Annotated in this window: 10 protein-coding genes and 2 tRNA genes; 7 read left to right on the forward strand and 5 right to left on the reverse strand. The window is 69.1% G+C overall.

Going from position 1 to position 13,459, the window contains the following annotated elements; all coding sequences use genetic code 11:
* Positions 1-138: 138 nt before the first annotated feature.
* Positions 139-1,431: an acyltransferase family protein gene (locus STRAU_RS25875; protein WP_016643355.1), complete on the reverse strand. Its 1,293-nt coding sequence runs from the start codon at positions 1,429-1,431 to the stop codon at positions 139-141.
* Between the two features lie 721 nt (positions 1,432-2,152).
* Here STRAU_RS25875 and STRAU_RS25880 point away from each other — a divergent pair.
* Positions 2,153-2,347, forward strand: coding sequence for a hypothetical protein (locus STRAU_RS25880; protein ID WP_037661913.1), 195 nt, complete (start codon positions 2,153-2,155; stop codon positions 2,345-2,347).
* Positions 2,348-2,531: 184 nt separating this feature from the next.
* Here the strand turns inward: STRAU_RS25880 and STRAU_RS25885 are convergent.
* A tRNA-Gly gene (locus tag STRAU_RS25885) sits at positions 2,532-2,602 on the reverse strand.
* A gap of 151 nt (positions 2,603-2,753) precedes the next feature.
* Between STRAU_RS25885 and STRAU_RS25890 the strand changes: the two genes are divergently transcribed.
* From STRAU_RS25890 to clpX, 5 genes are all read left to right on the forward strand, one after another.
* Positions 2,754-2,830 (forward strand) — tRNA-Pro (locus tag STRAU_RS25890).
* A 183-nt stretch (positions 2,831-3,013) separates the two neighbouring features.
* Entirely contained in the window at positions 3,014-4,414 is a 1,401-nt protein-coding gene (tig, locus tag STRAU_RS25895; RefSeq protein ID WP_037661909.1) for a trigger factor, read from the forward strand.
* A gap of 465 nt (positions 4,415-4,879) precedes the next feature.
* Complete coding sequence (locus STRAU_RS25900) at positions 4,880-5,485, forward strand: ATP-dependent Clp protease proteolytic subunit (RefSeq protein ID WP_052029271.1); 606 nt, start codon at positions 4,880-4,882, stop codon at positions 5,483-5,485.
* A gap of 124 nt (positions 5,486-5,609) precedes the next feature.
* Positions 5,610-6,281 carry an ATP-dependent Clp protease proteolytic subunit gene (locus tag STRAU_RS25905; protein WP_016643361.1) on the forward strand — a complete coding sequence of 224 codons (672 nt, stop codon included), beginning with the start codon at positions 5,610-5,612 and terminating at the stop codon, positions 6,279-6,281.
* A 205-nt stretch (positions 6,282-6,486) separates the two neighbouring features.
* Positions 6,487-7,773, forward strand: a complete 1,287-nt coding sequence (gene clpX / locus STRAU_RS25910; protein ID WP_016643362.1) for an ATP-dependent Clp protease ATP-binding subunit ClpX — start codon at positions 6,487-6,489, stop codon at positions 7,771-7,773.
* Positions 7,774-7,852: 79 nt separating this feature from the next.
* On the opposite strand, the gene STRAU_RS25915 is transcribed toward clpX, so the two are convergent.
* The 3 genes from STRAU_RS25915 to STRAU_RS25925 form a co-directional block, all read right to left on the reverse strand.
* Positions 7,853-8,368: a hypothetical protein gene (locus STRAU_RS25915; RefSeq protein ID WP_016643364.1), complete on the reverse strand. Its 516-nt coding sequence runs from the start codon at positions 8,366-8,368 to the stop codon at positions 7,853-7,855.
* A 141-nt stretch (positions 8,369-8,509) separates the two neighbouring features.
* Positions 8,510-9,502, reverse strand: coding sequence for a hypothetical protein (locus STRAU_RS25920; protein WP_016643365.1), 993 nt, complete (start codon positions 9,500-9,502; stop codon positions 8,510-8,512).
* Between the two features lie 108 nt (positions 9,503-9,610).
* Positions 9,611-10,483, reverse strand: a complete 873-nt coding sequence (locus STRAU_RS25925) for a hypothetical protein (RefSeq protein WP_016643366.1) — start codon at positions 10,481-10,483, stop codon at positions 9,611-9,613.
* Positions 10,484-10,799: 316 nt separating this feature from the next.
* Between STRAU_RS25925 and STRAU_RS25930 the strand changes: the two genes are divergently transcribed.
* Positions 10,800-13,424, forward strand: a complete 2,625-nt coding sequence (locus tag STRAU_RS25930; RefSeq protein WP_016643367.1) for a valine--tRNA ligase — start codon at positions 10,800-10,802, stop codon at positions 13,422-13,424.
* Positions 13,425-13,459 lie beyond the last annotated feature (35 nt).

Consider the following 13,459-nt stretch of genomic DNA (forward strand, 5'->3'; position numbering starts at 1 on the left):
CGCCCGCCCGTTTCCAGCCGTCCGAGAGGTGAGCGTCTCCCGTGGGGGCCGCCCACCGTCGGCGGCTGCGGGGGGAGGGGACTGCTGCGGGGCAACCGCCCAGCAGCAGTCCCCTGTGCCCACCGTCCCGTCAGGCGGTCACCCCGCCCCTGGCCGGCGGGCCCGCGCCAACGCCGCCGCGTCGCGGCGGAACGCCCACTCCATCTTCGGCTCCATCGCGAAGCGGAACACCCGCTGCACCGGCGGCGTACACAGCAGCGTCACCACCGTCCCGGCGACCAGCGTCACGACCACCTCACCGGCAGGCTTGTGCAGCCACTCGTACTCCTCGAACCAGCCCCAGAACCGGGACCCCTTGGCGAGGAAGCCATGCAGCAGATACCCGTACAGAGTCCCCGCCCCCAGCACGGTGAACCACATCTTCCGCCGCGGCACCCACGCGAAGAAGCACGCGGTGAGCAGCACCGAGCAGCCGAACAGGGCGAGCGTCATGACCACGCCCACCCACCACGGAACGCCCAGCTCCTGCGCGCTCTCGCGGCGGTAGAACCACACGGACGTCATGCGCGGAGCGGCCCAGTAGGCGAGTACCACCGCGCAGGCGAAGACCGGCACGGACAGCAGCCGCACCTCGCGGCGCCGCACCAGCTGGAAGTGCTCGGGCTTGATGAACAGGCCGAGCACGAAGAACGGCATGAACTGCAGCACGCGCTGGAGGTCGAGGTCGTCGCCGATGTCGGGCGAGATCACCGCGAGCACGGCGACGCACAGGGCCAGCGGCACCGGCCAGCGCACGATCTTCCACAGCGGGGTGGTCAGCCGCCACACGAACAGGGCGATCAGGAACCACGTCAGATACCAGGGGTCGAGCAGACTGATCGGCTGCGTCGGATCGTCGTCGGCCCACCGCTTGAAGAAGGTGTACGCGACTTCGAAGATCACGTACGGCACGGCGACACCGGTCACGAGCCGCTTGAGCCGGTCCGGGCGCATGTCGAAGCTGCGCGAGAAGTAGCCGGAGATCAGGATGAACGCCGGCATGTGGAAGGTATAGACGGTCATGTACAGCGCTTCGGCGGTGCGGCTGTGATCCGTCAGCGGCTCCCATGCGTGAGCCATCGCGACCAGCACGATCGCCAGGTACTTGGCGTTGTCGAAGAACGCGTCGCGCTGCTTGGCGGGTCTGCCCGCGGCACCGGTGCCGCTCGCGGCGGCGGGTGCGGACGACTGGCCGGGATGGCCGGGATGGCCCGGATGACCGGACTGGGGGTGAGGAGCGGTGTGGCGGCCCGCCGGGCGGGTGGCGGTGGCGGCCGCTGAGGAGTGGGGGACGCGCGGGGCGGGCATTCCGGCGGCCGTCTCCGGTACGGAGGGCTGGACGGGAGGCAGCGGCGCCCGATGCCGGCCGTGCGGGGGAACGGGGTTCGTCACAGGCCCTCCCACCACGAGCTCGGTGAGACGATCCGGGACCGCACTGCGCCTGCGGGGGTCATGGCAGCGTGGAACATCTGAGGCACCCTAGCGTCGCCGTGGTGTTCCCGTAAAACCCCCAACTCATTCGTCCCGTTCATGTCTCGGTTTGTCGCGCGCGTGTATGCCGGGACACATCACCGGGCCCGCACGGGATTTCCGTATTCATGTCGCGGGTACCCGCGAGACACGATGGATTGCTGTCCGTTACGTCATGTCTCGTACCGCTTAAATCACGCATAACGCCCGCGGGCGACTCTGGTGAAATGTCCCGGTTGATCGGACCGTGGTGGGTTATGGCGACCCTCTCGGTGTGCTCCCGGCAACAATTCGAATTCCTGTGGACGACTTGTGGGGGAGCCGCTGTGTACGGGTGACGGGACGGTGTCGGGGCGATGTCGGACCGATGGCTGGCCATGGAAACGATCAGGTCGAATTCGCCGTCCGGCGGAACCGTCGAATTCCCGTACGGATGCCCGTGGTTCGCGTGCGGCGCATGCGCCGCGGTCCCGGCGCGGTCCGCGGGACGGGTCCGCAACTGGTCATGCCTGGGGCCTGCCTTGGCCGACGATGTGTCACCGGCCGCATAGCGGGGTCCTGTTGGTGGCACGATGGTTCTGGCGGGGGAGTGCGGGGTCGTACCCCCCGGGCGGGAGAGCGACCGACCTAGGGTGTGATGAGTGTGGCCATTTCGCTGTCAGTGGTGCTGCTGTTGGCGATCGTCCTTGTCATGATGATTCGTCAGGGAAACATCAAGGTATGGCCGGCCATCGTCGCGGCGCTCTTCGGCTTCGTCCTCGCCTCGACGGGAATGGCCGACGACATTCAGGAACTGCTCGACTCCCTCGCGGAGACCATCGGGGACATACAGTTCTGACGGCGGACAGCGCACTGCTGAGCGGCGAACCCCTGCCACCGGCCCCTTCGCGGCCGGGGTGCTCCTCGCGAGCCTCGCGCAGGGGCTCGCCCTGTGGCCGCCGGGGACGGAATCCGTGACGCGCACGGAAAAGCCTCCGGCCCGGCGCGCAGGCGGAACCTGTACACCGGGCCGGAGGCCACGGAGCGGGCGACGGGAATCGAACCCGCGTAGCTAGTTTGGAAGACTAGGGCTCTACCATTGAGCTACGCCCGCACAGCTCGCGCAGCACACCTTTCGCAGGTCGGCGTGCGCGGCACGGACAGCATCGTAGCGGGTCGCGGCCGTGCGCCGCACACCCCCTTTCGCACCCCGAATAAGCGGGCGCCGCACTGCCTGCGGGCATGTACCCTACGTGTCGCACCGACGGGGTGTGGCGCAGCTTGGTAGCGCGTCCGCTTTGGGAGCGGAAGGCCGTGGGTTCAAATCCCGCCACCCCGACCAGCTCGGTCCCCCGCGTTCGTGGCCTGTTCCCCGGCGGGGACCGATGTATCCACGGCCCGGCGGTCCGTCTTCCAAGATCGCATTGTGGGTCCGCTCCCGCGTGCCGTTACTATGCAAGCTGCGTGCCCGTGTGTCTCTCAACCGGGCAGAATCCAAGCAGTCAGCCCACAAGGAGACCGAACCGTGAAGAGCGCCGTGGAGACCCTGAACCCGACCCGGGTTCGGCTCACTGTCGAGGTGCCCTTCGAGGAGCTCAAGGACAGCCTCGACGCGGCGTACAAGAAGATCAACCAGCAGGTCACGGTGAAGGGCTTCCGCAAGGGCAAGATCCCGGCCCGCGTCATCGACCAGCGGTTCGGCCGCGGGGCTGTGCTGGAGGAGGCTGTCAACGACGCCCTCCCGAAGTTCTACACCGAGGCGGTCAACGAGGCCGAGCTCAACGTCCTGGGCCAGCCCGACGTGGACATCACCGAGCTGAAGGACAACGAGACCCTCAACTTCACCGCCGAGGTCGACATCCGTCCGGCCATCGAGATCCCGGACTACTCCGGCATCGAGGTCGAGGTCGACGCGGTCGAGATCGCCGACGAGGACGTCGACAAGGCCGTCGAGGAGCTGCGTGAGCGCTTCGCCTCCACGTCCCCGGTCGAGCGCCCCGCCGAGGACGGCGACGTGGTGACGATCGACCTGGAGGCCAAGGTCGAGGGCGAGGTCCTGGAGGACGGCGTCGCGTCCGGCGTCTCCTACACGATCGGCTCCGGCGAGCTCCTCGAGGGCATCGACGACGCCGTGAAGGGCCTGGAGGCCGGTGGCGAGGCCACCTTCACCTCCGAGCTCAAGGGCGGCTCCGCGGCCGGCAAGGAGTCCGAGGTCACCGTCAAGGTCACCCAGGTCGCCAAGCGTGAGCTGCCGGAGCTGGACGACGACTTCGCGCAGCTCGCGTCGGAGTTCGACACCCTGGACGAGCTGAAGGCCGACAGCCGCAAGCGCCTGGAGACGGCCCGCCAGTTCGACCAGGCCACGCAGGCCCAGGAGCGCGTCCTGGAGAAGCTCCTCGAGCTCGTCGAGGTGCCCGTCCCCGAGAAGCTGCTCGAGGACGAGATCCGCACCCGCAAGCACAACCTCGAGCACCACCAGCTCGGCCAGATGGGCCTCGACCTCGCGAAGTACCTGGAGATCCAGGGCAAGACCGAGGAAGAGTTCGACGCCGAGACCCGCGAGCAGGCGGTCAAGGGCATCAAGACGCAGTTCGTCCTCGACGAGCTCGTCAACAAGGAGAAGCTGAACGTGAACCAGGAGGAGCTCACCGAGCACCTCATGCGTCGCGCGCAGTCCTCCGGCATGAGCCCCGACCAGTTCGCCCAGGCCGTCGTCGAGGGCGGCCAGGTGCCGATGCTCGTCGGCGAGGTCGCCCGCGGCAAGGCCCTCGCGGTTGTCGTTGAGGCCGCCACGGTCAAGGACACCAACGGCGAGGTCGTCGACCTCGACGACGAGGACGACTCCGTCGAGGGTGAGCAGGCCGAGGCCGCCGCCGACGCCTCCGCCGAGGCGGACAAGTCCGACGAGGACAAGTCGGACGCCTGATCTTCCACTGCCGTAACCGCTGGGCCCCCGGGACATGTGTCCCGGGGGCCCAGCGGTCTGTTCCGGCGACCTGCGCCCCGCAAGGGGCGCGGGGAACTGCGCGACCGCCACAGCGGCCCCGCGGCCGCCGATGGCGAGGCATCGGGCAGACGCGTCTGCCTCGCTGGGGCTCGTTGCCGGATGCGGCTCCGTGGGGGCTGGCCGCGCAGTTCCCCGCGCCCCTGACGGGGCGCACAGTCCCCCCGGCCCCGACGGGGTGGGCCGCCACAGCCCTGAGTGGGCCCGCGCCCCCGCCGGGGGCGCTACCTGCGCTCACAGCGAACAGTTGCCTCTGCGGGATTCCCCGAAGGGACCCGCGCGTTAGGGTCCATGAATACGGGGGCAGTGGAGTCCTTGCCCTCAGAACGAAGATGCTGAGACGGCCGGTGCCGTCAGAGACGAGCAGGTGGATACGTGACGAATCTGATGCCTAACGCAGCCGGTGAGCCGTCCATCGGTGGTGGCCTCGGCGACCATGTGTACAACCGGCTGCTCGGCGAGCGCATCGTCTTCCTCGGCCAGCAGGTCGACGACGACATCGCGAACAAGATCACGGCGCAGATGCTCCTCCTCGCGGCAGACCCCTCGAAGGACATCTACCTCTACATCAACAGCCCCGGCGGCTCGGTGACCGCCGGCATGGCGATCTACGACACCATGCAGTACATCCCGAACGACGTCGTCACCATCGGCATGGGCATGGCCGCCTCCATGGGCCAGTTCCTGCTCACCGGCGGCACCGCGGGCAAGCGCTTCGCCCTGCCGCACACGGACATCCTGATGCACCAGGGCTCCGCCGGCATCGGCGGCACCGCCTCCGACGTCAAGATCCAGGCCGAGTATCTGCTGCGCACGAAGAAGCGCATGGCCGAGATCACCGCCCGCCACTCCGGCCAGACGGTCGAGACGATCATCCGTGACGGTGACCGCGACCGCTGGTTCACCACCGAGGAGGCCAAGGAGTACGGCCTCATCGACGAGATCATCAGCGCCGCTTCGGGTGTTCCGGGCGGCGGCGGCACGGGGGCCTGACACAGGCACCCCGCCGGCCCCCGGCACAGGCGCGACCCGCTCCGGGCCGCCGCGGCCGGGACGGACACCGGCGAGGCCCCAAGCCGACCCAGCCCACGCTCACACCCAGGACGGAACACCTCAGATGAACACCTTCCCCGTCAGCGGCCAGCCCTCGGGCCTGCACACCGGCCCCCAGGTGGACAACCGCTATGTGATCCCGCGCTTCGTCGAGCGCACCTCGCAGGGCGTGCGTGAGTACGACCCGTACGCGAAGCTGTTCGAAGAGCGCGTGATCTTCCTCGGCGTCCAGATCGACGACGCCTCCGCCAACGACGTCATGGCGCAGCTCCTGTGCCTGGAGTCGATGGACCCCGACCGGGACATCTCGGTCTACATCAACAGCCCGGGCGGCTCCTTCACGGCGCTCACCGCGATCTACGACACCATGCAGTTCGTGAAGCCCGACATCCAGACGGTCTGCATGGGCCAGGCGTCCTCCGCGGCCGCCGTGCTCCTCGCCGCGGGTACTCCGGGCAAGCGCATGGCCCTGCCGAACGCCCGCGTGCTGATCCACCAGCCGTCCGGCGGAACGGGCCGCGAGCAGCTCTCCGACCTGGAGATCGCGGCCAACGAGATCCTCCGGATGCGTACGCAGCTCGAGGAACTGCTGGCCAAGCACTCCACGACGCCGATCGAGAAGATCCGCGACGACATCGAGCGCGACAAGATCCTCACCGCCGAGGGCGCCCTGGAGTACGGCCTGATCGACCAGATCATCTCCACCCGGAAGATGAACAACGCCTCGGTTCTCTGAGCCCCGCCGGCGTCCCGGACGAGACCACCTGCTGGCCTCGTCCGGGGCACCGCAGCACCATCCGCCCATCCCTGGGGTACGGTCCGCGTGGAAGCGAACCGCGCCAAGGGGGGCCCGAACGAGGGGCCAGGCAAGGTACCGTCGGATACAAGGCACCAGGAGCCGCTGGACCAACGGCGTCTCCCAGGCGAAGGGGAAGCACACCGTGGCACGCATCGGTGACGGCGGCGATCTGCTCAAGTGCTCGTTCTGTGGCAAGAGCCAGAAGCAGGTCAAGAAGCTCATCGCAGGCCCCGGCGTGTACATCTGCGATGAGTGCATCGATCTCTGTAACGAGATCATCGAGGAAGAACTCGCCGAGACGAGCGAGGTCCGCTGGGAGGAACTGCCCAAGCCCCGCGAGATCTACGAGTTCCTCGAGGGGTACGTAGTCGGTCAGGAGCCCGCCAAGAAGGCACTCTCCGTCGCCGTCTACAACCACTACAAGCGCGTCCAGGCCGGGGAGAACGGCGGCGCGGGGGCCCGCGAGGACGCCATCGAGCTGGCGAAGTCCAACATCCTGCTGCTCGGCCCCACCGGCTCCGGCAAGACGCTGCTCGCCCAGACGCTCGCCCGCATGCTGAACGTCCCCTTCGCCATCGCGGACGCGACGGCCCTCACGGAGGCGGGCTATGTCGGCGAGGACGTGGAGAACATCCTCCTCAAGCTCATCCAGGCCGCCGACTACGACGTCAAGAAGGCCGAGACGGGCATCATCTACATCGACGAGATCGACAAGGTAGCCCGGAAGAGCGAAAACCCGTCGATCACGCGTGACGTCTCGGGCGAAGGCGTCCAGCAGGCCCTCCTCAAGATCCTTGAGGGCACGACGGCCTCCGTCCCGCCGCAGGGCGGCCGCAAGCACCCGCACCAGGAATTCATCCAGATCGACACCACGAACGTGCTCTTCATCGTGGGCGGCGCCTTCGCCGGCCTGGAGAAGATCATCGAGTCGCGGGCCGGGGCGAAGGGCATCGGCTTCGGCGCCACCATCCGCTCCAAGCGGGAGCTGGAGGAGAAGGACCAGTTCGAGGACATCATGCCGGAGGACCTGGTGAAGTTCGGGATGATCCCCGAGTTCATCGGCCGGCTGCCCGTCATCACCTCGGTCCACAACCTCGACCGCGAGGCCCTGCTCCAGATCCTCGTCGAGCCGCGCAACGCCCTCGTCAAGCAGTACCAGCGCCTCTTCGAACTCGACGGCGTGGAGCTGGACTTCGAGCGCGAGGCCCTCGAAGCCATCGCCGACCAGGCGATCCTGCGGCAGACCGGCGCGCGCGGCCTGCGCGCCATCATGGAGGAGGTCCTCCAGTCGGTGATGTACGAGGTGCCGTCCCGCAAGGACGTGGCCCGCGTCGTCATCACGGCGGACGTCGTCCACTCGAACGTGAACCCGACGCTGGTGCCGCGTGAGGTGCGGGGCCCCGGGGCGGGCGAGCAGAAGTCCGCGTAGGCGGCACAGCACATCCGAACCACCAAGGGCGCCCGGCGAGTTGACCTCGCCGGGCGCCCTTGCGTCGTACGTGGACGTGTCAGCGCTTGACGCGAACTTCCTGGCGGAGCTTCCTCGTTGTGGCGGCTGCCTCTTCGAGGGACGCGGCCCGGCCCGCCTCGGCTTCGCGGGTGTCCATGGACAGGACGATGGCGGCGGTGCTGCCGTCGGCCCAGGCGCACAGGGCCGTGCGGGCCTCCTTGCGGCCTGCGGGGGCGGAGCTGCCCTCGACCCGTGCCTCCTGGCACTTGAGGACCGCGCCGTCCGAGCCGAAGTCCTGTGGCCTGCCGAGCATCGTGCTCCTCTCACCGCCCTTGCCGGGGCCCTTCCTCGCCTTGGCCGCGAGATCCGCGAACATCGCGTCGACCGTCTTCTCCGGGTCGCCGATCGTCCCGTACGCGCCGGTGAACTGGATCAACCCGGCGCCCAACGGCTTGGCCTCCGTGCCGGAGCCGTACACCGCCTGAACCTTCTTAGCGCCCCGCACCCCGAACCCCCCGGCCCCGTCGAGCCCGGCCGACGTGATCCCGTCGACCTGCTCGTACCCACCGAGCACGGACTTGGGCGCGACCAGCTTGTGCGCCCCCTCATCCGCGACCGCGACCGAACCCCCGCCCCCACCCGAGCCGTTGTCCCCTGAAGCATGCGAAGGGCCCGGCCGGAGCGACCGGGCCCTTGCTGATGTCCGACCGGACGGTCAGAGCTTGACGCGTGCGTCCTTGCGGAGCTTGGCCGTCTTCTCCGCGGCGTCCGCGAGGTCGGCGCTCTTGCCCGCCATCGCGTTGGCCACGTCGACGTTCACGGTGAAGCCGATCGTGCTCTTGTCGCCCCAGATGCAGACGGCTGCGGACATCTCCTTGGGTGCTGAGGATTCGGTCGACCCGCTCGTGTCGATCTTCATCTCCTGGCACTTCATGATCGCACCGTCGAGGTCGGAGGGGTTGTACGACTTCGGGCTGCCGACCACCTTCATCTTGGTGCCGCTGCCGGCCTTGTTCTGCTCCTTCTCGGCGTTGGCGAACATCTTGTCCACGACGCTCTCGGGGTCGTCGATCTCGCCGTACACGCCGCCGAAGTTCAGGGCCTTGACCGACAGCGGGTTGTCCTTGCTGCCGGCCTGGTAGTCCGCGCCGACGTCCTTGGCGTTCTTGACTCCGGCCTTCTCGGCCTTCTCCGTGTTGATGCCGCCGCCGAACCCGCCGGAGGAACCGGCCTCCTTCTTGAACTCGCCGTCGATGACGGTCGCGGGCGTGGTCAGCTTGTGCGGGCCGTCGTCCTTGACCGAGCCGGAGCTGCCGCCGTCGTCGCCGCCGAGTACGAAGTAGGCGCCCACGCCGATCGCGGCGATCACCGCGACCGCGCCGATGATCAGGCCCGTCTTCTTGCCGCCGCCTCCGCCCGGCGGGGGCGGGGGGACCTGGCCGTAGGGGGCCTGGGGCTGCTGCCCGTACGGGCCGGGCTGCTGCGGCTGGCTGTAGCCGGGCTGGCCGTAGGGCTGCTGGGGCGGGACGCCCTGCGGGGCCTGCTGGGGGTAGCCGTAGCCCGGCTGCTGGGGCTGCTGCTGCGGGTAGCCGTAGCCGGGCTGTGGGGCCTGGGGCTGCTGGCCGTAGGGTCCCGGCTGCTGCGGCTGGCCGCCGCCGTAGGGATCGGGCTGCTGGCCGCCGTACGGGCCCGGCTGGTTGTGGCTCATTCGTGGGTTCCCCCTTCGTGATGCGGTGCTGCGTCGCTCATCGTGACGCAGGTGGGCCCCGGCCGCGGAAGCCGGGGCCCGTGCGTGTGCGCGACCCGTGTCTCGGCGTCAGAGCTTGACGCGGACTTCCTTGCGGAACTTGGCCGTCTTCTCCGCGGCCGCCGACAGGTCGGCGCTCTTGCCGGACATGGCGTCCGCCACGTCCGCGCTGACGACGACGCCGATCGTGCTCTTGTCGCCCCAGATGCAGGTCGCCATCGACATTTCCTTCGGGCCCTGGCTGGTGCCGGACGACGAGGAGCCCATGGCGTACTTCATCTCCTGGCACTTCATCATCGCGCCGTCGAGCCCGGAGGGGTTGTACGACTTGGGACTGCCGATGACGGTCACCTTCTGGCCGCCGGGGTTGTTCTCCTTGGACTTCTTCTCCGCCTCGGAGAACATCTTGTCGACGACCGACTCGGGGTTCTCGATGTCGCCGTAGACGCCGTTGAGCTGCAGGATCTTCTGCCCGAGCGGGTTCTCCTGGCTGCCCGACATGTACTGCGCCTCGACGTCCTTGGGGTCCTTCACCCCGAACTTCTCGGCGTTCTCGATCTGCTCGGAGGACATGTTGCCGCCGTCGGCGCTGCCCGGCTTCTTCTTGTAGTCGGTGAGGACCGTCTCGGGCGTGGTCAGCTTGTGCGGCCCGTCGTCCTTGACCGAGCCGGAGCCGCCGTCGCTGCCGCCCAGGACGAAGTACGCGCCCACACCGATCGCAGCGACCACCGCGACCGCGCCGATGATCAGGCCCGTCTTCTTGCCCCCGCCGCCTCCGCCCGGCGGGGGCGGCGGGACCTGGCCGTAGGGGGCCTGCGGCTGCTGCCCGTACGGGCCCGGCTGCTGCGGCTGGCCGTACGGGGCTCCGGGCTGCTGCGGCTGGCCGTACGGGGCTCCGGGCTGCTGCGGGTAGCCGTAACCGGGCGGCTGCTGCGGCGGCACGCCCTGCGGTGCCTGCTGCGGGTAGCCGTAGCCGGGCCCCGGGGCCTGCGGCGGCTGGCCGTACGGGCCGGGCTGCTGCGGCTGCCCCCCCGCAGGCCCCCGGGCTGCTGCGGCTGCTGCCCGCCGTACGGGCCCGGCTGGTTGTAGCTCATTACTGGGGTTCCCCTCGAACGCCTGAGCGCGCCTACATTCTCCCGCGCGCTTATGTGTTCCAGACATCCTGACCGACGCGGGGATCCCCATGGGGTCCGGGGCGGCAACCGTTACTGAAGATTCCGGTTTCGGGACCACACTGTGACACCCCTAAACTGGCCGGGTGACCGAGAACGCTCAGCAGCAGCCGCCAGCGACCACCCCCGAACTCCCGACGCAGTACGCGCCGTCCGAGGTAGAAGGGGCGCTGTACGAGCGCTGGGTGGAGCGGGGCTACTTCGACGCCGACGCGAGCAGCGAGAAGCCGCCGTACACCGTCGTCATCCCGCCGCCGAACGTCACCGGCAGCCTGCACCTGGGCCACGCCTTCGAGCACACCCTCATCGACGCCCTGACCCGCCGCAAGCGCATGCAGGGATATGAGGTGCTGTGGCAGCCGGGCATGGACCACGCCGGTATCGCCACCCAGAACGTCGTCGAGCGCGAGCTCGGCAAGGAGGGCAAGTCCCGGCACGACCTCGGCCGCGAGGCGTTCGTCGAGCGCGTGTGGCAGTGGAAGGCCGAGTCCGGCGGGCAGATCTCCGGCCAGATGCGCCGCCTCGGCGACGGCGTCGCGTGGTCGCGTGAGCGGTTCACCATGGACGAGGGCCTCTCCAAGGCCGTCCAGACGATCTTCAAGCGGCTCTACGAGGACGAGCTGATCTACCGCGCCGAGCGCATCATCAACTGGTGCCCGCGCTGCCTGACCGCCATCTCGGACATCGAGGTGGAGTACCAGGACGACGACGGCGAGCTGGTGTCGATCAAGTACGGCGAGGGGGGCGAGACGCTCGTCGTCGCCACCACCCGCGCCGAGACGATGCTCGGTGACACGGCCGTCGCCGTGCACCCCGAGGACGAGCGGTACCAGCACCTGATCGGCAAGCTCATCAAGCTGCCGCTCACCGACCGGTCCATCCCGGTCGTCGCGGACGCGCACGTCGACCCCGAGTTCGGCACCGGCGCCGTCAAGGTGACGCCCGCCCACGACCCGAACGACTTCGAGATCGGCCAGCGCCACGACCTGCCGAACATCGCGGTCATGGACGAGCACGCCGTGATCACGGCCCACGGCCCCTTCCAGGGCCTGGACCGCCTGGAGGCCCGCTCCGCCATCGTCGGCGCGCTGCGCGCCGAGGGCCGCATCGTCGCCGAGAAGCGCCCGTACACGCACTCGGTCGGGCACTGCTCGCGCTGCAAGACCACCATCGAGCCGCGCCTGTCGATGCAGTGGTGGGTCAAGGTCGGCCCGCTCGCCAAGGCCGCCGGAGACGCGGTCCGCGACGGCCAGGTCAAGATCCACCCGCAGGAGATGGAGAAGCGCTACTTCGACTGGGTCGACAACCTCCACGACTGGTGCATCTCGCGTCAGCTGTGGTGGGGCCACCGGATCCCGGTCTGGTACGGCCCGAACGGCGAAGTCGTCTGCGTCGGCCCCGACGAGCAGCCGCCCACCGGCGAGGGCTGGACGCAGGACACCGACGTCCTCGACACCTGGTTCTCGTCGGGCCTGTGGCCCTTCTCCACCCTCGGCTGGCCCGAGAAGACCGACAGCCTCGCGAAGTTCTACCCGAACTCCGTGCTGGTCACCGGCTACGACATCCTCTTCTTCTGGGTCGCCCGGATGATGATGTTCGGCCTGTACGCGATGGACGGGACCCCGCCGTTCCACACCATCGCCCTGCACGGCATGGTCCGCGACCAGTTCGGCAAGAAGATGTCGAAGTCCTTCGGGAATGCCGTCAATCCCCTGGACTGGATGGACAAGTACGGGTCGGACGCTCTTCGGTTCACGCTCGCCCGCGGCGCCAACCCGGGCGTGGACGTGCCGATCGGCGAGGACTGGGTGCAGGGCTCCCGGAACTTCGCCAACAAGATCTGGAACGCCACCCGCTTCGCGCTGATGAACGGCGCGACGGTGGAGGGTCCGCTGCCGGACGCCGCCGAGATGTCGGCGACGGACCGCTGGATCCTGTCCCGCCTCAACACGGTGGTCGCCGAGGTCGACGCGTTCTACGAGGACTACCAGTTCGCGAAGCTCTCCGACGCCCTCTTCCACTTCGCCTGGGACGAGGTCTTCGACTGGTACGTGGAGCTGTCCAAGACCACGTTCATGGCGGGCGGCCCCGCGGCCGAGGTCAGCAAGCGCGTCCTCGGCGAGGTCCTCGACGTCACGCTGCGGCTGCTGCACCCGGTCGTGCCGTTCGTGACGGAGACGCTGTGGACGACGCTCACGGGCGGTGAGTCCGTGGTCGTCGCCGCCTGGCCCAAGGACAGTGGCTTCCGTGACGCGGCCGCCGAGAAGGAGATCGAGTCCCTCCAGAGCCTCGTCACCGAGGTCCGCCGCTTCCGCGCCGACCAGGGCCTCCAGCCCGGCCAGAAGGTCCCGGCCCGCCTCACCCTGGACGGCACGCCGTTCGCCCCGCACGAGGCCGCCGTCCGCCAGCTCCTGCGCCTCCAGCCGGAGGGCGAGGGCTTCGCGGCGACGGCGACGCTGCCGGTGTCCGGCGCGACGGTCGCCCTGGACCTGTCCGGCACGATCGACGTGGCGGCGGAGCGCAAGCGGCTCGCCAAGGATCTGGCGGCGGCCGAGAAGGAGAAGGCCCAGGCCACCGCCAAGCTCGGCAACGAGGCGTTCCTGGCGAAGGCCCCCGACCAGGTGGTGGACAAGATCCGCGGCCGGCTCGCCAAGGCCGACGAGGACATCGCCCGCCTCCAGGCCCAGCTGGCCAACCTCCCTGCCGCGTAAGGGACTTCAACCGCGTACGTGGACGGGGGCGCCCG

The sequence above is a fragment of the Streptomyces aurantiacus JA 4570 genome (assembly GCF_000414115.1).
GTDB classification, from domain to species: Bacteria; Actinomycetota; Actinomycetes; order Streptomycetales; family Streptomycetaceae; genus Streptomyces; species Streptomyces aurantiacus_A.